Origin of the sequence: Viridibacterium curvum (genome assembly GCF_039544165.1) — a bacterium.
Taxonomy (GTDB): domain Bacteria; phylum Pseudomonadota; class Gammaproteobacteria; order Burkholderiales; family Rhodocyclaceae; genus Viridibacterium; species Viridibacterium curvum.
In genome coordinates this window covers 683,929-705,702 of the sequence record NZ_BAABLD010000017.1, presented here as the reverse complement: position 1 = coordinate 705,702, position 21,774 = coordinate 683,929, and the positions used below count along the sequence as shown (strand labels likewise).

Below are 21,774 nucleotides of genomic sequence, written 5' to 3'. Positions count from 1 at the left end.
ACGTGGAGCCCTGGTTGCATCCTGCGAGGAGAGCGTCATGCGGATCGGACGTGACATGAACTAGTATTCGTGGCCTCGCGAAGCAGTGCTGTCCGACATGACCGGATCAAGGTGCGGGCCGTCTTCCTGGGCACCGCTGGGGTGGGTGGATATAGCAGGTTCGGTGCTGAGCGACTGCCCACCATCGTGAACGCTTGAGGTTCGTGATGCCCCACCCTACGCTCCGAGTGCTTTGCGACTTTAGCTATCAGCCCCGCTGGTGCCCACGCGTGGACGCCTTCTTAGCCGATCACTAGACTCATAGCTTATGAAGCTCACCACGGAACTCCACACCCGCGATATCCCCAATGTCTTCAATCGCTTTGTACAGCTAATCGGAGAGAAGGCTTGGCGGAGGCGTGTCAGAAGCTGCAAGGAAGAGATAAAGGGAAATCCCTTTCTAGAGGGCTACTTGCGGTCAGAGTACGAAATTGCTTTTCAGCTCGATAAGCTGAGCCAGATTGCCGAGTCGTATGGTGGAGCTATCCCAATCGAGTTGTGCAATGACAGGTCTGTGTATCGGGCGGCAGCCTTTGCCGCACAGGCAGTTTCTTACATTGAGTCGTTGCCAAAAGTAGACGGTGAGCGATTCAGCCGCCGAATAGATGGAGCGCTACGCAACCCTGATGACATGAGAGGGATGCTTTTGGAAATGGCTGCTGCAACGCATTTTCTCAGGCGTGGCTTACGGGTTAGTTGGCCAGAGTTAACTGGTCAAGGAACATTTGATCTGCTGATAGAAGGGGCTGGAAAAGGGGGGCTGGAGGTTGAGTGCAAATCAATTTCGGAAGACAAAGGTCGTAAAGTTCACCGCCGAGATTTTTTTGACTTCTTTAATCTCTTAAAGAAGCACCTGCCGGCAGCCATTTTGGCTTTGCCTAAAGGCGTGTGTGCCGTACTTACGCTACCAGACCGGTTGCCAACCGCATACAGAGAACGAGTGGAGCTTGCCAAAGAAATTGTTCGGACGGTAATTTCTAGTCGTGACAGAACGTTGGCGGATGGCACATCGATAAGGATCAACGACTTTGACGCTACTGGACTTTCGCTTGAGTCGCTCTCCGATAGGAAAGTGGCCCGACGAGACCTTGATCGAATCACCAACACCAGCAATCAGCCTGTGGCGTGCTTTCGCACAAAGCCTGGTGGAGCATTTGCGCTCGCAGTGCAAAGTTTTCGAGATGACGAACTCTTGGACGCAACATTTGCAACACTAGGTAGTGCCGCGAGTGATCAGCTAAGCGGTACGCGGGCGGGGTTGCTGATTGCACGCTTTTCTGGTCTTACGTCATCGCAGCTAATATCGATAGGAGAGCAGGACAAGGACGTAGAACAAAAGCCGACAGCCTTGCGAGTCAAGGTGAGTAAATTTCTATCGTCATCTAGCCGCCAACATTTGATGGGTGTTGGATTCGTGTGCGCAGGCGAGTTAAATGAGCTGGATTCTGGAGTGGTTGAATCTGGTGGGGCTTCGTATCACTTTCCGAATGTGGAGAGCTTATTTTGGTCACCAGAGTTCGAGAGCCTGTTTAGCTAAGGCTGGATTGATTGGGCGTAGTTGCTACGCCACTTCCTTCAATGACTTGTGTCGCCATCTCGTCAATCATCAATTCATCGGCTCAGCCAATTTCCAACCACTCCGCCACCCCAATCTCCGGCCATCCCTTCTCCAGCGCCTTCAATCCGCGCATCGCACGCGTACTCCAGCCCTTGCCTCGCGATAGCAAATCTTCCCAAGCCTCTTCGACTTCCCAGGGGCGGCTTTGTTTGTAGAGAGAGCAGGCAGGCGGCCTGGAGCAGGTCCTTGTTGCCTTTCACGGTTCAGGCGCCGGAGCGTTCGCCGAAGACGATGAGTTTGTGGAGCGCGTAGCGGGCGGGGTGGGGGATGTTGACGACCACGGCGCCGTCGGCGCAGAAGAGGGCGGCAGGCTGGGGGGGTTACGTGCCGATGTTCGCGAGAAGATCAGCCGGTGTGACGATGTGCAGTGTGCCGATGGTTTGCAGCAGGAGCAGGTCTTGATCGCCGCTGACGATGACGTCGGCGTTGGCGATCAGGGCGGTGTGGATGAATTTGTCGTCATCCGCGTCGCGGCTGTGGCGCACGCTGGTGATGGCTTCCTGGCCTTCGAGCGATACCCATTCGGCGACGGCGTTGAAGTCGTGCAGGAGAAGTTGTCGCGTCTCGATGCTCAGATAGCGGTCGAACTTCGGGCGCCACAGGCGAGTTTCGAGTTCGGTAAAGGTTTCGGGCGAGAAGATCAGGCGTGCGTGCTGCAGAAGGTGCTGCAGGAGCTTCGCTGGTGCGGCGTTGGCGGAGAGGGCGGCGCTGATCAGGACATTCGTGTCGACAACGACGCGTTCAGCTTTCATCGGCCAGCAGTTCGTCCAGTTTTTCGGGGGTCAGCCCGGCGGCCTGGGCGTTTGCTGCACTCTGGCGCAGGGTGTTCTGCAGGCGATCGGCGTAGAAGGCGCGCATAGCTTCGTAGTCGCTGGCGGAGACCATGACGCCGACGACGCGGTCGCGGCGCGTGATGCGGACAGGTTCGCGCTGGGCAATGTCGATGAATTCGCCAAAGCGGGTCTTGGCTTCGTTGGCGGTGAAGGTTTGCATGAGGGGGCTCCGGTGTTCGTTCGTTCATCTTAGGCGAATCGTTCGATTCGCTCAAGTCGTGCGGAATGCTCGGCGAGCCGGACGGCGCAGGGCGCAATAAGCACAGCGCATTGCGCCGGATCGGGAGTGCAGTGCGCGCTTTGCAAAACATGCGGCGTAATGCGCTCCGCTTATTGACGCCCTACGAAAGTCGTCCGTTACGCATACGTTCCAGGGCTTCGCGGATGCGCGCCACGTCGGTGGTGTAGGCTAGTCGCAGCCACCGCTTTCCGTCTGATTCCACAAAGTCGATGCCCGGCGTCGTCGCCACGCCAGCCTCTTCCAGCAACCGGTGCGCGAGCTGTGCTGAGTCTTCGCAAATCCCGCTGACATCCGCCCACACGTAGAAGGCGCCCTGCGGTGTGGCAGGTACCTTGAAGCCGAGTTCGTTCAAGCCTGCGAGCAGCACCTTGCGGCGTTCGGCGAATTCGGCGCGGCGGGCTTCGAGGATGGTGGTGGTGTCGGGCTGGAAGGCGGCGAGGGCGGCGTGTTGGGCGGGGGTGGGGGCGCAGATGGTGTAGTGCTGGGCGAGTTTTTCGAGATCGCGTGTGTAGCGTTCGGGCGCGACGAGCCAGCCGAGGCGCCAGCCGGTCATGCCGAAGTATTTGGAGAAGCTGTTGACGATGAACATGTCATCGGCGCCGGGCAGGCTGAGGGCGGTTTGTGGGGCTTGCTCATAGACGAGGCCCTGGTAGATCTCATCCACGATGAGCGTGCCGCCGCGTTGCTGGAGGCTGGTGTGGATGCGTGCGAGTTCGTCTTGCGCAATGAGGGTGCCGGTGGGGTTGGCGGGGCTGGCGACCATGAGGCCGCGGGTTTGCGGCGTCCAGGCGGCGTCGACCGTGGCGGCGGTGGGCTGGAAGTTGCTGGCGGCGTCGACGGGCAGTGACACGGGCAGGCCGGAGAAGGCGCGCACGAACTGGCGGTTGCAGGGGTAGCCGGGGTCGGGCAGCAGCCAGGCGTCGCCGGGGTTGGTGAGCACGGCGTGGGCGAGCATGAGGGCGCCACTGGCGCCGGCGGTGATGAGGATGCGGCTGGGCGACACGGTGATGCCGAACTTGTCGGCGTAGTGCTGCGCGATGGCCTCTCTCAATGCGGGCAGGCCGGCGGCAGGGGTGTAGTCGACGCGGCCACCGGCGAGGAAACGTTGCGCGGATTCGATGATGGGGGCGGCGGTGGGGAAGTCGGGCTCGCCGACTTCCATGTGGATGATGTCGCGGCCCTGGGCCTGCAGCGCTTGCGCGCGGGCGAGCAGCTCCATGACGTGGAAGGGCGGCAGGTCTTGCGCGCGCTGGGCAGGCAACTGAGCTGGCAACTGAGCGGGCAGGGGGCGGAGTGCATGGGTCATGCCGGGGATTGTGGCAGAGCGTCTGGCGGAAGCACGCTATCGGCCGCTGGTGCTGCGCCGGGACAGGCGGGGGTTGTTGCCCGATATGCGGCAACGCAGCATTTGGCGCCCGTAGGCGAATAGGGGTTTTCCACGATATTTAACTTGACAATTGCTGCGTTGCACACAAACCTGTAGGTCAGGTGCAGAGGGAAACGCGCAGCCTGACGTTTCCTCTGCATCGGCCGGCCGCAAGGCCGGTTGTAGCAGCAGGAGGCAGCATGGGTGCAGTGGGACGCAGTGAGACGAATCGACTTGATTCGCGGGTGGTAGATCCGGTTGTGGGCGGTGAGGGTGGTGGCGACGCGGGTCGCATCGCTTTTGCGCTGGGTGGGCTGGGCGGTGGCAATGCCTTCGGGGCGGGCTTTCTGGCGGCGGCACGCGAACGCAACATCCGCCCCCATGCGATCACCTGCACGTCGGGGATGATCGTGTGGACGGCGCATTTTCTGGCCGGTGACGATCTGCGCGACAAGTTGCGCCAGCACATTGCCGAGATGCCCAAGGCGCCGGAGTCGCTGCCCTTCGGCAACCAGATGATGCTGGCCAAGGGGCTGCCGGGGGTGTTCCGCCCGGCGACGCAGGAATACTGGGAGCGCTGGTCCTTCCTGTCGCCCTTCTCGTCGCTCTCGCCGCTCTCTGACACCAAGGAATGGGCCGATCGCCTGCTGCCGGCGCAGACCTGGGTACCGACGCGCACGCCGGAGTACTTCGCCTTCATCGCCAACACGCTGGCCGACAGCGATGTGGCCATTCTCTTCAACGCGTTCTGCCCGCCGAGTGGGCAGGAGGTGCTGTTCCTCAACGACGCGGCGTGCGGGATGCTGGGCGTTAATTACTTCGACCAGACGCCCGAGACGCTCTACATGCCGATCAGTGCCGAGGGCGTGGAGGCGGCCTTGCACCTCTACAGCTATGGCTATGAGCGCAAGTATTTCGACATGCATCTGATTGACGGGGCGTATCACCGGCAGTTCATCCTCAACGAGCTGATCGACCTGACGGCCCCGGTGCGCGCCGAGACAATATGGGTGGTACGGCCGCAGAATTCGCGCTGGATGGGCGAGATGCCATCCAACTATTTCGAGCAGCGCCACATGGAAACCGAGATCGGCATGAACAGCTCGTACTCGATGCAGGTGGCGCGGGTGGATCGCATCAACAGGGCGTTGCGCGAGGGCAAGCTGAGTGACCCGGCGATCCGCCCGATCCGGCTGGAGCCGTTCCAGTTCACGGGCAAGCGGGAATTTTCGGATTACTTCATCGAGAGCGAAGAAGTCTTCAATTCGGCCTATCACCGCGCGCTTGACCAGCTCGTGGCGCGACATGGGTGGCAGCCGCGTCCGTTTCCGATGGTGGCGGCTGAGGGCTGAGCGTGGGGCGGGCGACGTCGCGGTCGTGATAGCCGCTTCGCATAAAAGTCACTGGATTCCCGCCTTCGCGGGAATGACGGAGCCTGCTACGCGCCGGCGTCTTCGCGCATCACGTCGACCTGCAGGTCTTGCGCGATGGCTTGTTCGCAGCGCGCGGCATAGCTGCGACGCGCTTCGCCGCCGGGCAGTGCGGGCAGCTGGTTGAAGCGCACGCGGGTGAGCGGTGCGCGGGCAATGGCGACGACGCACTGGAAGAAATTGACGTCGCCGACGTAGGCGGGCGCGAGGCTCATCTGCCCTGTGTGGTCGAGGTAGCGCAGGCTCAGTGGGCTGACGGGCGCGCCGGTGAGGCTGGCGGCCTCGAACAGCGCGGCGTTGAAGGGCAGCAGCACGCTGCCGTCGGTGGTGGTGCCCTCGGGGAAGAAGACGACGCTCTCGCCCTGTTTGAGCGATGCGCTGAGGGCCTGCATGGTGCGCGCGGCACCGGCGCGACTGCTGCGGTCGATGAACACGGTGCCGGCCGCCGCGACCAGCCAGCCGATGACGGGCCAGCGGCGTATTTCGATCTTGCAGACGAAGTGGGCGGGTATGCAGGCGCTGATGACGAAGATGTCGAGCCAGGAGATGTGGTTGCAGACGACCAGCGACGTTGTGTCGAGGCGCGGCTCGATGGCGGGCAGTTCCACCTTGAGGATGCGCAGCAGCAGACGCGACCAGTGGCGGCGGTAGCGCCAGAGGTTTTCGGCGCGGGCGTAGGGGAAGTAGCAGCGCAGCGCGAGCAGGCCGTAGCCGACGTGCAACAGCAGCAGGCTGATGCGCCAGCAGGCGCGCAGGAAAGAGATGGGCGAGCGCAAGAGCGTGTGGCAGGCAGATGACAGACGCCGCGAGTATACCGGGGCGCTCTGTGCCAGGCCGGTTGTCCGGCTGAAGCCGGACCTACGGGGTGGTCTGGAGCGCCGCGCCGCGTAGGTGCGACTTCAGTCGCACACCGCACTTGCGAAAGGTTCGTTGTCCGCCTGAGGGCGGACCTACCAGGGCGAGCGTTGTGGGCGCGACTTCAGCCGCGCTGTGCGGCACGCTGTGTTGTCCGGCTGAAGCCGGACCTACAGGGGCTGGTATGCCGTGCCCCGTAGGTGCGACTTCAGTCGCACACCGCACTAGGCTGCAGCGCCACCCGCACCGCGCACTACCTGCAGCTGCAGGTTGTCGGCAATCATGCGTTCGCACTGTGCTGCGTACTCGCGTCGGCTCAGGCCGGGTGGCAGGGTGTCCAGGCGCTGCAGGCACACCTGCGTCCAGGGCTCGCGGGTGATGGCGGTGATGCATTCCACGAAGCTGATGTCGCCGTCGTAGGCCGGGGCGAGGCTGGTGTGACCCTGTTTGTTGAGGTAACGCAGGCTCATCGGCACGACGTGGGCGCCGCCCAGCGTGGCCGCTTCGAACAGCGCGGTGCTGAAGGGCAGCATGAAGGTGCCGTTGGTGGTGGTGCCTTCGGGGTAGAAGGCGACGCGCTCGTCCTTGCGCAGCGAATCGCTCAGGATCTGCAGGGCCTGCGCGGCGCCGGCGCGGCTGGTGCGGTCGATGAAGATGGTGCCCGAGGCGGCGACCAGCCAGCCGATGGCGGGCCAGCTGCGTACCTCCTGCTTGCACACGAACAGCGTCTGCACGCGCGCATTGAGCACGAAGATGTCGAGCCAGGAGATGTGGTTGCAGACGACCACAGCGCAGGACGGCAGGTCTTCGTTCCACATCTCCATGCGCACGCCCAGCACGCGCAGCAGATTGCGGGACCAGCGCTGTTTGGTGCGTTTCTTCGCGGCTTCGTTGATGAAGGGGAAGATGCAGCGCAGAGTCAGCAGGCCTGCGACGATGTGCAGCGCCACCAGGCTGAGGCGGAACGTGGAGCGCAGCGTGGCCATGACGCCGGGGTACGGCGTGTGCACGGCAGCAAGCGGGGATGTAGTGCTCGGCAGCTCTGCGGGCGCTTCAGTGGCGTGTGTCATGGCGATGCGACGAAGGGCCAATACCGTTCGATTATGGCTTGGGGCCAAGCTTCGTCATTCCCGCGCAGGCGGGAATGACGGGAGTGGGCGCTCACCGACCCTGCGGATTTCAGCGATCCAGGAAGTGGCGCGCGTAGCGGCGATCCAGCTGCGACATGGGCATCAGCAGCAGCAGGTCGGCGGTGTTGAAGTCGGGGTCCCACGCCGGGGCGCCGCAGATCTTCGTGCCGGCACGGATGTAACCCTTGAGCAGCGGCGGCAGCTCGGCGGGTACTTCGGTAGCGAGCTTGTCGACCGGCAGCGGGTTGCGCGGGAAGACGTGGTGCTCCAGGTCTGCCATGTGCGTGTCACGCAGGGCGTTGAAGATGTTGGCCGCGTTGTGGCCGCCGTCGCCCATGGTGATGCTGGCGCAGCCCATCAGGTATTCGTAGTTGTTCTCGATCATGAACTTCGCGAGGCCGCCCCACAGCAGGGTGATGACGCTGCCGGTGCGGTAGTCCGCGTCGATGCAGGAGCGGCCGATTTCGACGAGGTTGCTGCGCATGTGCTGGAAGCGCGTGATGTCGAATTCGGTCTCGGAGTAGTACGAACCGACGCGCTCGGCAGCATCGGGCGTGAGGATGCGGTACGTGCCGACGATCTTGCCGGCGTTCTCGTCGCGCACGACGAGGTGCTTGCAGTAGGGGTCGAAATGGTCGCGGTCGACGCCGGGGATGCGCGTCGGCAGGCGTGCACCCATCTCTTCGGCGAACACGCGATAGCGCAGCATCTGCGCTTCGAGGATCTCGGACTCGGTGCGAGCAAAACCTACCTCCAGACGGTGCTGGCGGCGCTGCAGGACTTGCGAATCGGCACGTAGCATGCGGCTTCTCCTTTTTCGGAGAAGCCACTCTAGGGGCGAGGGATTGCGCGGTTGTTACGCGGGTATTGCGGATTGATGACAGCGGGACTGGGAACTGGGGCCGGGGGCGGTTGGGGGCGTGGGGTTGGGCGGATGAATCCGCACCTGCAGGGGGCTACAGTGGGCGGGTTTGCAGGGCGGGTGTAACTCGCCACGGTGTCACGCACGGGGCCGGGGGGCGCCCGGTAGGTGCGATTTCGATCGCACAACCCAGCGTCGCAAGCCGCCCCGGCAAACGCCTGCGTGCTCAGCGGATGCCGGGAATGAAATGCAGCCTGGTCTTGTAGGCGTGGCGCAGTTCTTCGAAGTCCATGCGCTGGAAGCGTGGCAGGGCTTGCCACAGGCGGCGCATTTCAGCGCGGGCACTTTGTGGCACGCGCTGCACTGCAGGCGAGCGGATGATGACCATGAACGGCGCGAGCGGCGAGGGGATCAGCCGCAGGCCGGGACCCAGCGTGGGAAATGCCGCGCGATAGTCTTCGAGACTGAACGCTGCACGCAGGGAGTTGTGGAAATCGGTGGTGAACAGCGGCCCCTGCAAGTCGGCGAAGCGGTGCGACATGAAGCGCATGGTGGCGTCGCGCCGCAGGCGGCCGAAGTCGGCGAGGTAGACGCGGCCGCCGGGTTTGAGCACGCGACGGATCTCGCCGAAGCAGCGCGCGAGGGCTGCTGTGTCGGGCAGGTGGTGCAGGGCGAAGGTGGACATCACGACGTCGGCAGAGGCGTCTGCGATGCCGCGCAGATCGGTCATGTCGCCTGCGGCCAGCTCGACGTTGGCAAGCCCCTGCGCGGCAATGTGGCGGCGCGCATCGGCAAGCATGGCCGGGGCGAGGTCAATGCCGAGAAAGCTGGCTTGCGGGTTGAGGCGCGCGACCTGGGCCAGCTGGGTAGCGGGGCCGCAGGCGAGGTCGATGACGCGGTCGCCGGGCCGTATCAGCCCGCACAGCTGCACGCTGTGCAGCAGGTAGATCTGGCCGATGACGCCGTCTTCACGACCGGCGCGAGCGAACGCTTCGACCTGCGCCGGATCGTCCATCAGCAGGACGGGCTCGGGGATGCGCTGCGGGCGTTGGCGCGAGAAGATCTCGCGGGCGAAATGGCTGAGCAGGCGCAGGTCGGGCATCTAGCGGGTGTTCAGTGCGTCACACGCATGGTGCCGCCGCTGTTGACGACGCGCACGCGCTGGCCGGCTTCGAATTTGTCTTCGCCCTTGCCCTGCACGATGATCATGCTCTCGCCGTTGTCGAGCTTGACGGTGAGCTCCAGCGCCTGTTCGCGCGTGAAGCCTTCTTCGGCCACGGCGCCGGCGATGCCGCCTACGACGGCACCGGCCACGGCACCCACGATGGCGCCACGACCCTGGCCGACGCCGCTGCCGGCGACACCACCGATGACGGCGCCAGTGCCGATGCCGACGCCGGACTTGGTGCCTTCGAGCTTCACTTCCTTGACCTGCACCAGGGTGCCTTCACGGAAGGTCATGACGCGCCGCGCCTCGTCGCGCGAATAGACGTCACCGGCCTTGCTGGAGACGCAGCCGGCGCTGATGAGGGCCAGCGGGGTGACGAGAGCGAGAATGAGTGCGTTGCGTTTCATGATGATGCTCCTTGTATGAAACCGGCGGATCACTCCGCCAGCGATAAAGCTTCTCCGAACGTGGCCTGGTAACGCGCAGCGATGTCGGCATGCGTCGGTGCGTGATTCTGGCCGCCACGCTGCGCGATCTTGATCGCACCCATGACGGAAGCCAGGCGCGCCGACTTTTCCAGCGTCCAGCCGCGCGACAGACCGAACAGCAGGCCGCCGCGGTAGGCATCGCCGCAGCCCGTCGGGTCAGTCAGCGCGTCGGCCTTGGCGCAGGCGACTTCGATGACGCGACCGCCTTCATAAATGCGCGAACCTTCGGCGCCCAACGTGACGATGAAGCCCTTGACGCGTTCTGCCAGCTGCTCCAGCGACAAGCCGGTCTTGTCACTAACGAGGCGGGCCTCGTAATCGTTGACCGTGCACCAGGTCGCAAGTTCGAGGCAGCGCAGCAGGTCTTCGCCCGACAGCAGGGGCAGGCCCTGACCCGGATCGAAGATGAAGGGGATGCCGGCTTCGGCAAAGCGGCGGCAGTGCGTGAGCATGCCTTCGAGACCGTCCGGGCCGACGATGCCGAGCTTCACGCCGGCTTTGGCGTCGAGCAGGTTGTTCTCGTGCGAACGCATCATGGCGCCGGGGTGGAAGGCGGTGATCTGGTTGTGCGAGAGGTCGGTGGTGACGAAGGCCTGGGCCGTCAGTGTGCCGGGGATGTTCAGCAGCGCGCTCTGGTCGATGCCCAGTTGCGTGAGTCGTTCGCGGTACGGCGCTGCATCGTCGCCGACGGTGGCGAGGATGCGTACGTCGCCGCCCAGCAGGCGCACGTTGTAGGCGATGTTGCCGGCACAGCCACCGAATTCGCGGCGCATCTGCGGCACGAAGAACGAGACGTTCAGGATGTGGATCTGGTCGGGCAGGATGTGCTTATGAAAATGGTCTTCGAACACCATGATGTTGTCGAAGGCCATGGAACCGCAGACGAGGATGGTCATGTCAGGGCAGTGAGGAGTAAGGAGTTGGGAGTGAGGAGGCGTGATGCTTACTTGCAGTCGAGGCGGTACATCTTCATCTGCTCGCGGCGCGCGGCTGGCGGGTGCTTGGCGAGCGCGGCGCAGATGGTGTAGCCCCCGACCTGGCGATTGTTGCGGGTGTACATCCAGTCGGTGATGTCACCACGGCGGAAGACCACCTGTTCGTTGGCGACGAGTTCCTGTTCGGGGTCGTCAATGGCGGCGAAGGCGAGGCCCGTGAAGCCTTCGGGGGTCTTCTGCACTTCATTGACCCACACGCGGCGGATGCGGTCGCCCGTGGTGACTTCGATCTTGACCATGTAGTTGCCACTGCCTTTGGGGGGCTTGGAGGACAGTGCGAGGAACTTGTCGAACGATGCCTGCGCTTTGGCGATGGCGGCGAGCATGGCTTCGTCATGCGGCGGGCGGCTGTTGGTGGGGGCAGAAGTCTGGGCTGCGGCGAGGTGCGCTGACAGCAGGAGGAGCACGCCGAGGATGAGGCGAGGGGCTGAGGTGAGACGGTGCATGGGCTGTGTCCTTGTGGTGAACCGGGGCTGGCGATAGACCGTGTCGGCGCAGGAAGGTGCCGCTGGCGGAGCTCAGCGGTAGAAAACGCCGACCTTGTAGCCGACAGCTTCGACGTCGGAAGCGAGATCAAGTCGCGTCGTCAGTTCGCCATGGGCTTCGAACGCCGGTGCGCGGCCCATGTCGGCGGGCAGCCACTCGGAGGGTTCGAGGATGCGACGCGTCAGCCAGCGTTCGTAACGGTCGGTGAGGATGATTTCGAGCTGCGGCCAGGCCACGGGGTAGCGTGCTTCGTTGCGCAGCGTAAAGGCGAGCTGATAACCATCGCGACGTTCCTTGGAGGGCACGAGTTCGCTGCCTTCGAGCTTCACGAGCTCGGCATCGCGCAGATAGGGCACGTCGCAGCCCAGCGTTGCGCAGGCCTGCTCAAGCGGTTCGCGCAGGCCCGGGTACTGGCTCGCCAGCTGGGCGCGCAGCACATAGGTGGCGAGCAGGATGCCGCTCAGTGCAAGGGCGACGTTGGCCGCGATCAGGCGGTTGCGGCGTGAGCGGCGCGCGGCCAGCTCCGCAGCATCGGGCTTGATGTGGTGGGGCAACTCTTCGTCGAGGAAGACGGTGTGCAGCTGCGGTACCGATTCGCCTTCGGGGGCGGCGTCCTCTTCCGTGCCGCTCTCAAGGGCATCGGCGAGCGCAGGGTCGTGCTGGTCGGGCAGGGCACCGCCTTCGGCAGCGATCTCGTCTTCGAGATCATCGATCATGTTGCCCAGCGAGATCTGCTCTACGGCGGGTGCGGGGCTGGCGGGGGTTGCGGCGGGGGCGCCGTGCGTCGCGCTTCCCCCAGCCACTTCACGCGCTTCCTCTTCGAGATCCAGCTGGATGTCGAAATCGCCCATGTTGTCGCCGTCGCCGGCCTGTGGTGCAGGGCTGGCGGGCGCAGCCTGGGCTACGGCTTGGGTGGCGCCGGCAGGGGTGGCGTTGGCCGGCGGCGCAATGCGCGCCGCTGCGCTTTCTTCGGGCATCTCGTCGAGCGAGGAGAGTGCCGAGAAGGGCGTCTGGCAGTGACCGCAGCGGACACGACCACCGCGCAGGTTGAGTTGCTCGGGGCGGATGCGGAAGCTGGTCTGGCAGTGAGGGCAACGCGTGATCAGCAAGGGGCTCTCCGGTGCTCATTGACGGGGCCCGAGATCTGTATGGCGTAGGTCCGGCTTCAGCCGGAGGTGTGCGTCTGAAGGCGCACCAACGTCACAGCAGACAGGGCCCGATCAACAGGGCGTCTTCACAGTATGCGGCGTTCAGCTTTGTAACCTTAGTTTTGCAACCTTACCCAGCCTTCGTGCTCAGCGCCGACGTGCAGCGCGATCCAGGGCTTGTAGGCGTCGATGACCTGCTGTGCCTGCGTCGCCAGCACACCCGACAGGGCCAGCTTGCCGCCGGGAGCGACGCGGGCCGCAATCGACGGCGCCAGCACGCACAGCGGGTTGGTCAGGATGTTGGCGACGACGCGATCATACTGCCCTGCGACCTGTTGCGCACTGGAGAGCCACTCGGCGCTGACGCCATTGCGTTCGGCGTTGTCGCGGCTGGCTGTGACGGCGTTTTCATCGATGTCCATGCCGACAACCTTGCCGGCGCCGACCTTGGCGGCAACGATGCCGAGGATGCCGGAGCCGCAGCCGTAGTCGAGCACGCTGTTGCCGGTTTCCACCTCGGCGAGGATCCACTGCAGGCACAACCGCGTAGTGGGGTGCGAGCCGGTGCCGAAGGCCATGCCGGGGTCCATCACGATGTTGATGGCGTCCGGGTTGGGCGCTTCGTGCCACGAGGGCACGATCCACAGGCGGTCGTCGATGTGGATCGGGTCGAACTGCGCCTGTGTCAGCTGCACCCAGTTCTGCTCTTCGACCTCGTCGACGCGGAAAGGGGGAATGCTGTCCAGCCCGGCACGGCCCGAGGCTTCGGCCAGCATGTGGGCGAGGTCGCCGCTGTCGTCGAACAGGGCGACCACATTGCTGTGGTCCCACAGGCGTTCATTGACGTGGCCTGGCTCGCCGAACTGCGGCTTCTCCAGCTCAGTGCCCGCGTCGGCGTCTTCAATGCTGACCGACAGGGCACCGGCTTCCATCAGTGCCTCGGAAAGGGCTTCCGCGAGGGCTGCTTCTGCTTGCAGGGTGACGGAGAGAAACATGTCGGGGTTTTGCCTTGTTTTTACCGAGCGCCCAGATCGGGTGATGGAACCGTAGCGAGCGGGCCGAGGTCGAGTCGGGAAGCAGAGATTCGAGATCGGCCCGCGCAGCAGGTTCAATCGCCGGATCAGTCTTTGGCGGCGAGCTTGTGCTCCAGATAGTGGATGCTCGTACCACCCTGCATGAAGTGGGTGTCGTGCAGCAGGTTCTGGTGCAGCGGGATGTTGGTCTTGATGCCCTCGACGGCCATTTCAGACAGGGCGATGCGCAGCCGGCGGATGGCCTGCTCGCGGTTGTCGCCGTAGGCGATGACCTTGCCGATCATGGAGTCGTAGTTCGGCGGGATCGTGTAGCCGGCGTAGACGTGCGAGTCGACACGGATGCCGGGGCCGCCCGGCGTGTGCCAGGTGAGGATCTTGCCCGGCGAGGGCGTGAACTTGAACGGGTCTTCGGCGTTGATGCGGCACTCGATGGCGTGGCCCTTGAGCTGCACTTCTTTTTGCGAATAGCGCAGCTTGAGGTTGGCGGCGACGCGGATCTGCTCCTGCACGATGTCGATGCCCGTGACCATCTCGGTGACCGGGTGCTCGACCTGTACGCGGGTGTTCATCTCGATGAAGAAGAACTCGCCGTTCTCGTACAGGAACTCGAAGGTGCCAGCGCCGCGATAGCCGATGCGCTTGCACGCGTCGACGCAGGACTGGCCGACCTTGGCGATGAGCTTGCGGTCAATGCCGGGGGCCGGTGCTTCCTCGATGACCTTCTGGTGGCGGCGCTGCATCGAGCAGTCGCGCTCGCCGAGGTAGATGGCGTTGCCGTGCTGATCGGCGAGGACCTGGATCTCGACGTGGCGCGGGTTCTCGAGGAACTTCTCCATGTACACGGTCGGGTTGCCGAAGGCAGCGCCGGCTTCCGAGCGGGTCATGGTCACGGATGAAAGCAGCGAGCCTTCGGCGTGCACCACGCGCATGCCGCGACCGCCGCCGCCGCCCGCCGCCTTGATGATGACCGGGTAGCCGATCTGGCGGGCGATCTTGACGATCTCCTTGGGGTCGTCGGGCAGTGCGCCACCGGAGCCCGGCACGCAAGGCACGCCAGCTTCAAGCATGGCTTGCTTGGCCGAAACCTTGTCGCCCATGAGGCGGATGGTTTCAGCGCGCGGGCCGATGAAGACGAAGCCGGAGGACTCGACGCGCTCGGCAAAGTCGGCGTTCTCGGACAGGAAGCCGTAGCCGGGGTGGATGGCTTCGGCGTCGGTGACTTCAGCGGCCGCGATGATGCGCGGCACATTGAGGTAGGACTGGGCGGACGGAGCCGGGCCGATGCAGACGGATTCGTCCGCCAGCTTGACGTACTTGGCTTCGGTGTCGGCTTCGGAGTGCACGGCCACCGTGCGGATGCCCATCTCACGACAGGCGCGCAGGATGCGCAGGGCAATTTCCCCGCGATTTGCAATCAGGATCTTTTCAAACATGCTTTTGCCGGCTGCGGTGCGGATCACCGTCGCCGCTCCTCTTTAGCCAATCACAAACAGCGGTTGGCCGAATTCGACCGGCTGGCCGTTTTCGACGAGGATGGCCTTGATGCTGCCGGCGGCGTCGGACTCGATCTCGTTCATGAGTTTCATGGCCTCGATCAGGCACAGGGTGTCGCCAGCGGAAACGCTCTGGCCTTCCTTGACGAAGGGCTCGGAGCCGGGCGAGGCTGAGCGATAGAACGTACCCACCATCGGCGACTTGACGACGTGGCCAGCCGGCAGGGCCGGTGCGGCGTCGGCGGCGGGCGCTGCGGGCGCGGCGGCGATCGGTGCTGCGACCGGTGCAGCCGGCGCGGCGGCGTAATGCACGGCAGCCGGTGCGGCGGCGGCGTGCTTGGCGATGCGCACTTTTTCTTCGCCCTCGGTTACTTCCAGTTCGGCAATGCCGGACTCTTCAACGAGGTCGATCAGTTTCTTCAGCTTTCGCAGATCCATGTCTGTGCTCCAGTGCGTGGCGGGCCGCTACGTGCCCTATGGTTCTTGTGATTGAGAAAATTCAGCGCGACAGCAGCCGTGACAGTGCGTAGTCGAGGGCCAGGCGGTAGCCGGAGGCTCCGAGACCACAGATCACGCCCACGGCGATGTCGGAAAAGTACGAATGGCGGCGGAAAGGTTCGCGCGCATGGACGTTGGACAGGTGGACCTCGATGAAGGGGATCCGAACTGCCGCGAACGCGTCGCGCAGGGCCACGCTGGTGTGCGTGTAGCCGCCGGGGTTGATGATGATGAAATCCACGCCTTCGTCGCGTGCGGCCTGCACGCGGTCGATCAGGCCGCCTTCATGGTTGCTCTGGAAGGATTCCAGCTGCACGTTGGCGGCGCGGGCCTGGGCTTCCATGTCGGCATGGATGTCGGCCAGCGTGGTGGCGCCATATATCTCGGGCTCGCGCGTGCCGAGCAGATTGAGATTGGGGCCGTGGAGAACCAGAATGCGGGCGTGCGCCTTGTCCGCAGCAGCTTTCGCCGTGCGGGTTTTGCCTTGGTTCTTGCCTGTTTCTGATTTGTTGCGGGGACTCACCATGGCCGCGAGTTTGCCGCAAATGGCAGCCATTTGTCCATTATTGACCCCAACTTCGGGGAATTGACAAATGTGGCGCTTGCTGTCAGCGCGGGGGCTCGATCTGCGCCAGATAGTCGCGGAGATCGGCTTCCTTCAAGGCGCCCAGCTTGATCGCAGCGATTTCTCCGTTGTCACGAACGAACACCGTGAAGGGCAGACCCATGGCTTTGTTGCCCAGTTTGCCGGCAAGTTCGGTGATCGCCAGTGTGGTGATCGGCAGCGGATAGCTGACCGGGGTCTTGCTCTGGAATTCGCGCACATGGGCGGCATCGTCGACGCTGATGCCGACAAATTGCAGCTTGGGATGGTTTTTCGCAGCCGAATCCAGCAGGGGCATTTCTTCGCGGCAGGGCGCGCACCACGTAGCCCAGAAATTCACGACCAGGGGCTTGCCCTTCCATTGGGCGAAATCGACAGTCTTGCCGTCGGCGTCGGGCAGCTCCAGCTGCATGAGGGCGGCGATGGCCTCGTTGTCAGGTTTGACGAGGCCTTTGACGGCATACCAGCTGGCGGCGCCAGCAATGGCAGCGGCGAGCATGACGGCGGCCGTGATCAGGGTGCGACGTTGCATGAGAAGAAGAGAGGTAGTTGTCGGGTCAGCGCGCTTCGGCGAGCAGCGCTTCGACCGCCTCGATGCGCGCGCGTTCCGCGGTGCCGCCGGGTCCGGCCCGGCGCGGGGTGCGCTCAGCGACGCGGTCGTAGATGGCCAGGCGTACCGGGGCGTCGTTGCAGTCGAATTCCAGCACGGCTTCGGGGGCGTCGAAACCGCTCTTGCGGACTTCGCGGTGTTCGTAACGCAGGCCTTGGCCGAGCAGGAAGATCTCGACGTCCTTGGCGCTGTCGGCATAGATCTCCAGCTCTACGCTGGAGAATGCGCCGGCGGTGCCATTGAGCACGGTGCCGGTGAGATAGGGTTTGAACGGGCTGAGCAGGCGCATGGCGTCGACGGCGGCTTCACGCAAGGCGAACAGGCGCTCGTCGTGGTCATCGTCCTGGTAGATCGAGAGGTGTTCCTGCAAGGCCTCTTCAATCTCGGCATTGGTGGGCAGGAACTCGCCTTCGGTGACGCCCATCTGGCGTGCGGCCTTGCGCTTGGCAAAGCCGTAGTCTTCCACACCTTCTTCGGCGATCAGCCTCGCCGCGGCGGCGGCGATGGCCCGCCGCAGGTTGTTCTGGCGGGGCATCGCACTCGCGCGCGGGGCGGGGCGGGTCGTCATGGTGCGTTTCCTCGTGCCGGTCGGAAGCCGGTATCGCAAATGATTGTACACACTGAGCGCGCCGTGCATAGCGGCATAATGCGCTGCGTTTTCACCGGGAGACTTCATGAAGCTGCGTCTGATCGTGCTGCTGGTTGTCCTGCTTGGCCTGGCCGGCTTTTTCATTGCGCGTCACCCGGTCTGGTCGGTGAAACTGAAGGAAGTGCTCGACACCGCGACCCTGCCGATGCCCATGCCCGAGACGGGCGGCGGCGAGACGGTTTACAAGTGGACGGATGCGCAGGGCCGCGTGCAGTACGGCACCGATGTGCCCAAGGGCGTGCGCGCCGAGCCGGTCTCTGGCGGCACGGTGAATACCTTGTCCATTCCCAAGCCGCCACCTGTGGCCAAACCGGCGCAGTCGGATCCGCTGGAGGGCAAGTCCATCCACGAACTCGCCACTGAGCGCGCGATCGAACAGTCGACGCGCTGACTGGTGCGCCCATCGGTGCGCGCCGGCCCCCCATGCGGCGGCCGGTGGGTGAGCGGGGGCGGTAGAATGTCGGCCTTCCGGTCTGGCCCGCGCTGAAGCGCACCCGGGCGACCATTCCCAGCAGACTAAGACTCCATGCACATCCATATCCTCGGCATCTGCGGCACCTTCATGGGTGGCGTTGCCCTGCTGGCGCGCAGCGCCGGCCATACCGTCACAGGCTGCGACGCCAACGTCTATCCGCCGATGAGCACGCAACTGCAGGAGCAGGGCGTTGCGCTGGTCGAGGGCTATTCGGCCGACCAGATAGCGATGGGGCCTGACCTCTTCGTGGTGGGCAATGCCGTCTCGCGTGGCAACCCGCTGCTGGAAGCGATCCTTGACCGTGGCTTGCCCTATGTGTCGGGGCCGCAGTGGCTGGCCGACAACATCCTGCAGGGCAAGTGGGTGCTGGGTGTGGCGGGTACGCATGGCAAGACGACAACTTCGTCGCTGCTGGCGTGGATTCTTGAGCACGCCGGTTTGAACCCGGGTTTCCTGATCGGTGGTGTGCCGGGCAACTTCGGCATTTCGGCGCGACTGACCGACACGCCATTCTTCGTCATCGAAGCCGACGAGTACGACACGGCCTTCTGCGACAAGCGTTCGAAGTTCGTGCACTACAAGCCGCGCACGCTGATCCTCAACAACCTCGAATACGACCACGCCGACATCTTTCCGGACCTGGCCGCCATCGAGACGCAGTTCCACCACCTCGTGCGCACGGTGCCCAAGTCGGGGCGCATCATCGCCAATGCGGCCGAAGAGTCGCTGCGCCGCGTGATCGCGCGGGGCAACTGGAGCGAGCTGGAGTGGTTTGGCGGCGCGGGTGAGACGGCCGGTGAATGGCAATACGAAGAGCTCGACAGTCGCGGCGATTCGATTGCTTTCATGCATCACGGCAAGGAGGCGTCGGTGAGTCGCTTGCCGCTGGCTGGCGCACACAATCGCGCGAACGCCCTGGCGGCGCTTGCTGCTGCACGCCACGTCGGCGTGACCCCCATGCATGCGGCCGAAGCGCTGGAAGCCTTCGTTGGCGTGAAGCGCCGCCTGGAGCCGCGCGGCACGGTGCGGGGCGTGACTGTCTACGACGACTTCGCTCATCACCCGACAGCCATCACCACGACCGTGGCCGGCTTGCGTCAGCGCATCGGTGAGCGGCGCATCCTCGCCGTGCTGGAGCCGCGCTCCAACACCATGAAGCTGGGCAGCATGAAGAGCCAGCTGCCGGGCAGTCTCACCGATGCCGACCTTGTGTTCTGCTACGCCAAAGGCCTGGGCTGGGACGCGAACGAGGTCTTCTCCACGATGGGCGACAAGGCGGCCGTGTTCGAGGATCTGGACCAGCTCGTCGAAGCCGTGGTTGCCAAAGCGTCCTATGGAGATCAGGTGCTGGTGATGAGCAACGGCGGCTTCGGCGGCGTGCACGACAAGTTGCTTGAAGCCTTGGCGCGCAAGGCCTGATCCCGGATAATCCGCGCCGATGTCTTTCAGCACTGCCTTCCTTCGCCGCGTTTCCCGCATCGCCATGCTGGCGATGCTGCTGCATGCGTTTGCGCCGTTCGCGCACGCCATGTCGCGCGTTGGTGGGGGCGCTCCGTTCGATCCGCTTTCCAGCATCTGTACGACGGCAGGTCCCGGCTTGTCGCTTGCGCAGCCGGTGGCGAGCGACGCGGCACCGGCCAGCCCGGCTGTCGATCTGGTCCGTCACTGCCCCTTGTGCCTGGCCGGCGCCCATGTCGCGCTGGCCTCACTGCCTGCGCTGCTGTTCAGTGCAGACACCGCTTTGCAGCACGTGCGCGTTGCCGTGTTGCCCGTCTCGCCGCCCGCCACCGCACGCTGGCTGGCGCCCGCTCCCCGAGGCCCGCCCGCGGCCTGAATCATCACCCGCTCGTTCGTGGTGCTGCCAGTGCGCAGCGCCTGGCCCTGATGATTTGCGCGACAGCCTGATGGCGAGCCGCGCCTGGAGTTATTCGCATGTTCAAGTCTTCCATCGCTGCGCTCGTCTGCGCGGCTTTCGCCATTCCCATGGCTCACGCCCACGTCACGCTGGAGCAACAAAGCGCTGTGGCCAACTCGAATTACAAGGCGGTGTTCCGCGTCGGCCACGGCTGCGCGGGTTCTCCCACCACCTCGGTGACGGTGTTTCTGCCGGCCGGCTTCGTGGGCGGCAAGCCCATGCCCAAGGCGGGCTGGAAGCTCGACGTGAAGACCGAGAAGCTCGACAAGCCCTATGACTCGCACGGCACGCTGGTGACCGAGCGTGCCGCGCAATTCACCTGGAGCGGTGGTCGCCTGCTCGATGCGGAGTACGACGAGTTCGTCGTGCGCGTCACGCTGCCCGCCGAGCCCGGCAAGCGCTGGATCCGCGTGCTGCAACAGTGCGAACAAGGCCAGAACGACTGGGCCAGCGTGCCGGTTGAAGGCCAGCCGCGCCCGGCATTCCCGCCTGCCCAGATCGAGATCCTGCCGGCTGCTCCCACGCCTTCGGCTACCGCTGTCGCTGGACCACACGCCCACCACTGACATTTCGCAAAATGAAGAAAGGCTCACATATGTTCAAGACTCTCCTCCTGAGCGCATGCCTGCTCGCCAGCAGCCTTGCGCAAGCCCACGAGTTCAGCGCCGGCAAACTGCGCATCATCCACCCCTGGGCGCGGGCCACCGCACCCGGCGCCATGGCCGGCGGCGGCTTCCTCAAGATCGAGAACAAGGGCGAGGCGGACCGTCTGGTCTCGGCCAGCGCTGGCGTCTCGGAAGCCGTCGAACTGCACACCATGTCGATGGAAGGCGACGTCATGAAGATGCAGAAGCTCGACCGTGGCATCGAGCTGCCCGCCGGCAAGACGACCGAGCTCAAGCCCGGCGGCCTGCACATCATGTTCATCGGCCTCAAGGCGCCGCTCAAGCAGGGCGAGAAGTTCCCGCTCAAGCTGAAGTTCGAGAAGGCGGGAGAAGTGAATGTCGAAGTCGCCATTGACGCCATGACGGCCGGCACCAGCGGCCACGCCCACTGACATGCTGCGACGCCAGTTCCTGCAAGGTCTTCCTGCACTGGCAGGCCTTGCGATCGGCTGCGGGCGCCCCGAGCGGGCGCCCTTTTTTCACAGCATCGACATCACGGGCAATGCCGAATTCAAGGGAGACTTCCAGCTCGTCGATCATGATGGGCACCCGCGCAGCATGGCGGACTACCGCGGCAAGCTCGTCACGCTGTTCTTCGGCTACCTCAACTGCCCCGACTTCTGCCCCACGCATCTGGCGAGGCAGAACGAAGTGCTGCGTCTGCTTGGCGACCAGGCGTTGCGGGTACAGACCCTGTTCGTGTCGGTCGATCCCGAGCGCGACACGCCCGAGCGCATCAAGGCTTACGTCACGGCGTTCAACCCGGGGTTCGTCGGGCTGACCGGCGGCCGCATGCAGATCGACGAAGCAGCCAGGGCATTCAAGGCCAGCTACAGCATCTCCGCCGCCAGCGGTTCTGCGATGGGCTACACCGTCAACCACTCGACCTTGAGCTACGCCTTTGATCCGCTGGGGCGACTGCGACTGGCCGTGCGGCATGAGCTGTCTGCCGCCAATGTGGCGGACGACTTGCGGCAGTTGCTGTAACGGATTTGTTCCGTTGCCCGCCACGAATCGGGAGGTGTCGGGGGCTTTGACAGTTTGCTGGCCGAAATGCTGTTTCCTCCTCGTCGAGGCCAGGAGGGTTTCTGTAAAACACTGTTTCAAAAAGAAAAAATACCGCCATACAAAACCTGGCATCAAGAATGCTTTACAGAGACGTCAGCAGTGTT

At 64.2% G+C, this 21,774-nt stretch carries 25 protein-coding genes and 1 pseudogene; 8 read left to right on the top strand and 18 right to left on the bottom strand.

Annotated elements, in window-relative coordinates:
* Positions 1-307: 307 nt before the first annotated feature.
* A complete protein-coding gene (locus ABEA02_RS19650) occupies positions 308-1,576 on the top strand; it encodes a hypothetical protein (protein ID WP_345534819.1) in 1,269 nt (422 codons plus the stop codon).
* A gap of 284 nt (positions 1,577-1,860) precedes the next feature.
* Here the strand turns inward: ABEA02_RS19650 and ABEA02_RS20185 are convergent.
* The 4 genes and pseudogenes from ABEA02_RS20185 to ABEA02_RS19635 form a co-directional block, all read right to left on the bottom strand.
* A pseudogene (locus ABEA02_RS20185) lies at positions 1,861-1,959 on the bottom strand (GSU2403 family nucleotidyltransferase fold protein); the annotation flags it as partial.
* 18 nt (positions 1,960-1,977) lie between these two features.
* Positions 1,978-2,409, bottom strand: coding sequence for a putative toxin-antitoxin system toxin component, PIN family (locus ABEA02_RS19645; protein WP_345534818.1), 432 nt, complete (start codon positions 2,407-2,409; stop codon positions 1,978-1,980).
* Entirely contained in the window at positions 2,399-2,650 is a 252-nt protein-coding gene (locus ABEA02_RS19640) for a type II toxin-antitoxin system Phd/YefM family antitoxin (protein WP_345534817.1), read from the bottom strand. Before ABEA02_RS19640 ends, ABEA02_RS19645 begins: the two co-directional genes overlap by 11 nt.
* Positions 2,651-2,831: 181 nt before the next feature.
* Positions 2,832-4,037 (bottom strand): pyridoxal phosphate-dependent aminotransferase, encoded by a 1,206-nt coding sequence (locus ABEA02_RS19635; protein WP_345534815.1) that lies wholly within the window; start codon positions 4,035-4,037, stop codon positions 2,832-2,834.
* Between the two features lie 260 nt (positions 4,038-4,297).
* Between ABEA02_RS19635 and ABEA02_RS19630 the strand changes: the two genes are divergently transcribed.
* Positions 4,298-5,449, top strand: coding sequence for a hypothetical protein (locus tag ABEA02_RS19630; RefSeq protein WP_345534814.1), 1,152 nt, complete (start codon positions 4,298-4,300; stop codon positions 5,447-5,449).
* Positions 5,450-5,535: 86 nt separating this feature from the next.
* On the opposite strand, the gene ABEA02_RS19625 is transcribed toward ABEA02_RS19630, so the two are convergent.
* From ABEA02_RS19625 to ABEA02_RS19560, 14 genes are all read right to left on the bottom strand, one after another.
* Entirely contained in the window at positions 5,536-6,303 is a 768-nt protein-coding gene (locus ABEA02_RS19625) for a lysophospholipid acyltransferase family protein (protein WP_345534813.1), read from the bottom strand.
* 303 nt (positions 6,304-6,606) lie between these two features.
* Entirely contained in the window at positions 6,607-7,473 is an 867-nt protein-coding gene (locus ABEA02_RS19620) for a lysophospholipid acyltransferase family protein (RefSeq protein WP_345534811.1), read from the bottom strand.
* Positions 7,474-7,561: 88 nt separating this feature from the next.
* Positions 7,562-8,314 (bottom strand): GNAT family N-acetyltransferase, encoded by a 753-nt coding sequence (locus ABEA02_RS19615; RefSeq protein ID WP_345534810.1) that lies wholly within the window; start codon positions 8,312-8,314, stop codon positions 7,562-7,564.
* A gap of 286 nt (positions 8,315-8,600) precedes the next feature.
* Entirely contained in the window at positions 8,601-9,476 is an 876-nt protein-coding gene (locus ABEA02_RS19610) for a class I SAM-dependent methyltransferase (RefSeq protein WP_345534809.1), read from the bottom strand.
* An 11-nt stretch (positions 9,477-9,487) separates the two neighbouring features.
* Positions 9,488-9,949, bottom strand: coding sequence for an outer membrane lipoprotein (locus ABEA02_RS19605; protein WP_345534808.1), 462 nt, complete (start codon positions 9,947-9,949; stop codon positions 9,488-9,490).
* 29 nt (positions 9,950-9,978) lie between these two features.
* The gene (locus ABEA02_RS19600) at positions 9,979-10,926 is read right to left on the bottom strand and encodes a carbohydrate kinase family protein (protein WP_345534806.1); all 948 of its coding nucleotides are present in this window, start codon (positions 10,924-10,926) and stop codon (positions 9,979-9,981) included.
* A gap of 47 nt (positions 10,927-10,973) precedes the next feature.
* Positions 10,974-11,471: a DUF2314 domain-containing protein gene (locus ABEA02_RS19595; protein ID WP_345534805.1), complete on the bottom strand. Its 498-nt coding sequence runs from the start codon at positions 11,469-11,471 to the stop codon at positions 10,974-10,976.
* Between the two features lie 72 nt (positions 11,472-11,543).
* Positions 11,544-12,620, bottom strand: coding sequence for a DUF3426 domain-containing protein (locus ABEA02_RS19590; RefSeq protein WP_345534804.1), 1,077 nt, complete (start codon positions 12,618-12,620; stop codon positions 11,544-11,546).
* A 155-nt stretch (positions 12,621-12,775) separates the two neighbouring features.
* On the bottom strand, positions 12,776-13,654 hold the full coding sequence (prmA, locus tag ABEA02_RS19585; RefSeq protein ID WP_345534803.1) for a 50S ribosomal protein L11 methyltransferase: 879 nt from the start codon (positions 13,652-13,654) through the stop codon (positions 12,776-12,778).
* A 125-nt stretch (positions 13,655-13,779) separates the two neighbouring features.
* Positions 13,780-15,126 carry an acetyl-CoA carboxylase biotin carboxylase subunit gene (gene accC / locus ABEA02_RS19580; RefSeq protein ID WP_345534802.1) on the bottom strand — a complete coding sequence of 449 codons (1,347 nt, stop codon included), beginning with the start codon at positions 15,124-15,126 and terminating at the stop codon, positions 13,780-13,782.
* Between the two features lie 42 nt (positions 15,127-15,168).
* Positions 15,169-15,624 (bottom strand): acetyl-CoA carboxylase biotin carboxyl carrier protein, encoded by a 456-nt coding sequence (gene accB / locus ABEA02_RS19575; RefSeq protein WP_345534801.1) that lies wholly within the window; start codon positions 15,622-15,624, stop codon positions 15,169-15,171.
* 61 nt (positions 15,625-15,685) lie between these two features.
* Positions 15,686-16,210, bottom strand: a complete 525-nt coding sequence (gene aroQ / locus ABEA02_RS19570) for a type II 3-dehydroquinate dehydratase (RefSeq protein ID WP_425584692.1) — start codon at positions 16,208-16,210, stop codon at positions 15,686-15,688.
* 82 nt (positions 16,211-16,292) lie between these two features.
* The gene (locus ABEA02_RS19565; RefSeq protein ID WP_345534799.1) at positions 16,293-16,820 is read right to left on the bottom strand and encodes a TlpA family protein disulfide reductase; all 528 of its coding nucleotides are present in this window, start codon (positions 16,818-16,820) and stop codon (positions 16,293-16,295) included.
* Between the two features lie 25 nt (positions 16,821-16,845).
* Entirely contained in the window at positions 16,846-17,466 is a 621-nt protein-coding gene (locus ABEA02_RS19560) for a hypothetical protein (RefSeq protein ID WP_345534798.1), read from the bottom strand.
* 106 nt (positions 17,467-17,572) lie between these two features.
* On the opposite strand from ABEA02_RS19560, the gene ABEA02_RS19555 reads away from it, so the two are divergent.
* From ABEA02_RS19555 to ABEA02_RS19530, 6 genes are all read left to right on the top strand, one after another.
* Positions 17,573-17,938 (top strand): DUF4124 domain-containing protein, encoded by a 366-nt coding sequence (locus ABEA02_RS19555; RefSeq protein ID WP_345534797.1) that lies wholly within the window; start codon positions 17,573-17,575, stop codon positions 17,936-17,938.
* Between the two features lie 135 nt (positions 17,939-18,073).
* Positions 18,074-19,441 carry a UDP-N-acetylmuramate:L-alanyl-gamma-D-glutamyl-meso-diaminopimelate ligase gene (gene mpl / locus ABEA02_RS19550; RefSeq protein WP_345534796.1) on the top strand — a complete coding sequence of 456 codons (1,368 nt, stop codon included), beginning with the start codon at positions 18,074-18,076 and terminating at the stop codon, positions 19,439-19,441.
* A 19-nt stretch (positions 19,442-19,460) separates the two neighbouring features.
* A complete protein-coding gene (locus ABEA02_RS19545) occupies positions 19,461-19,856 on the top strand; it encodes a DUF2946 family protein (RefSeq protein ID WP_345534795.1) in 396 nt (131 codons plus the stop codon).
* Positions 19,857-19,954: 98 nt separating this feature from the next.
* On the top strand, positions 19,955-20,503 hold the full coding sequence (locus ABEA02_RS19540; RefSeq protein ID WP_345534794.1) for a YcnI family copper-binding membrane protein: 549 nt from the start codon (positions 19,955-19,957) through the stop codon (positions 20,501-20,503).
* Positions 20,504-20,532: 29 nt separating this feature from the next.
* Positions 20,533-20,994: a copper chaperone PCu(A)C gene (locus tag ABEA02_RS19535; RefSeq protein WP_345534793.1), complete on the top strand. Its 462-nt coding sequence runs from the start codon at positions 20,533-20,535 to the stop codon at positions 20,992-20,994.
* A gap of 1 nt (position 20,995) precedes the next feature.
* Positions 20,996-21,589 carry an SCO family protein gene (locus tag ABEA02_RS19530; RefSeq protein ID WP_345534791.1) on the top strand — a complete coding sequence of 198 codons (594 nt, stop codon included), beginning with the start codon at positions 20,996-20,998 and terminating at the stop codon, positions 21,587-21,589.
* The last annotated feature ends 185 nt before the right edge of the window (positions 21,590-21,774 follow it).

Excerpts from the sequence above, each read along its gene's own strand:
- ABEA02_RS19645 (WP_345534818.1), bottom strand. The coding sequence starts at position 2,409 with ATGAAAGCTGAACGCGTCGTTGTCGACACGAATGTCCTGATCAGCGCC.
- ABEA02_RS19565 (WP_345534799.1), bottom strand. The coding sequence starts at position 16,820 with ATGCAACGTCGCACCCTGATCACGGCCGCCGTCATGCTCGCCGCTGCC.
- accB (WP_345534801.1), bottom strand. The coding sequence starts at position 15,624 with ATGGATCTGCGAAAGCTGAAGAAACTGATCGACCTCGTTGAAGAGTCC.
- ABEA02_RS19650 (WP_345534819.1), top strand. The coding sequence starts at position 308 with ATGAAGCTCACCACGGAACTCCACACCCGCGATATCCCCAATGTCTTC.
- ABEA02_RS19560 (WP_345534798.1), bottom strand. The coding sequence starts at position 17,466 with ATGACGACCCGCCCCGCCCCGCGCGCGAGTGCGATGCCCCGCCAGAAC.
- mpl (WP_345534796.1), top strand. The coding sequence starts at position 18,074 with ATGCACATCCATATCCTCGGCATCTGCGGCACCTTCATGGGTGGCGTT.
- ABEA02_RS19545 (WP_345534795.1), top strand. The coding sequence starts at position 19,461 with ATGTCTTTCAGCACTGCCTTCCTTCGCCGCGTTTCCCGCATCGCCATG.
- accC (WP_345534802.1), bottom strand. The coding sequence starts at position 15,126 with ATGTTTGAAAAGATCCTGATTGCAAATCGCGGGGAAATTGCCCTGCGC.
- ABEA02_RS19605 (WP_345534808.1), bottom strand. The coding sequence starts at position 9,949 with ATGAAACGCAACGCACTCATTCTCGCTCTCGTCACCCCGCTGGCCCTC.
- ABEA02_RS19640 (WP_345534817.1), bottom strand. The coding sequence starts at position 2,650 with ATGCAAACCTTCACCGCCAACGAAGCCAAGACCCGCTTTGGCGAATTC.
- ABEA02_RS19535 (WP_345534793.1), top strand. The coding sequence starts at position 20,533 with ATGTTCAAGACTCTCCTCCTGAGCGCATGCCTGCTCGCCAGCAGCCTT.
- ABEA02_RS19530 (WP_345534791.1), top strand. The coding sequence starts at position 20,996 with ATGCTGCGACGCCAGTTCCTGCAAGGTCTTCCTGCACTGGCAGGCCTT.
- ABEA02_RS19635 (WP_345534815.1), bottom strand. The coding sequence starts at position 4,037 with ATGACCCATGCACTCCGCCCCCTGCCCGCTCAGTTGCCAGCTCAGTTG.
- ABEA02_RS19615 (WP_345534810.1), bottom strand. The coding sequence starts at position 8,314 with ATGCTACGTGCCGATTCGCAAGTCCTGCAGCGCCGCCAGCACCGTCTG.
- ABEA02_RS19555 (WP_345534797.1), top strand. The coding sequence starts at position 17,573 with ATGAAGCTGCGTCTGATCGTGCTGCTGGTTGTCCTGCTTGGCCTGGCC.
- ABEA02_RS19630 (WP_345534814.1), top strand. The coding sequence starts at position 4,298 with ATGGGTGCAGTGGGACGCAGTGAGACGAATCGACTTGATTCGCGGGTG.
- ABEA02_RS19540 (WP_345534794.1), top strand. The coding sequence starts at position 19,955 with ATGTTCAAGTCTTCCATCGCTGCGCTCGTCTGCGCGGCTTTCGCCATT.
- ABEA02_RS19595 (WP_345534805.1), bottom strand. The coding sequence starts at position 11,471 with ATGCACCGTCTCACCTCAGCCCCTCGCCTCATCCTCGGCGTGCTCCTC.
- ABEA02_RS19610 (WP_345534809.1), bottom strand. The coding sequence starts at position 9,476 with ATGCCCGACCTGCGCCTGCTCAGCCATTTCGCCCGCGAGATCTTCTCG.
- ABEA02_RS19600 (WP_345534806.1), bottom strand. The coding sequence starts at position 10,926 with ATGACCATCCTCGTCTGCGGTTCCATGGCCTTCGACAACATCATGGTG.
- prmA (WP_345534803.1), bottom strand. The coding sequence starts at position 13,654 with ATGTTTCTCTCCGTCACCCTGCAAGCAGAAGCAGCCCTCGCGGAAGCC.
- aroQ (WP_425584692.1), bottom strand. The coding sequence starts at position 16,210 with ATGGTGAGTCCCCGCAACAAATCAGAAACAGGCAAGAACCAAGGCAAA.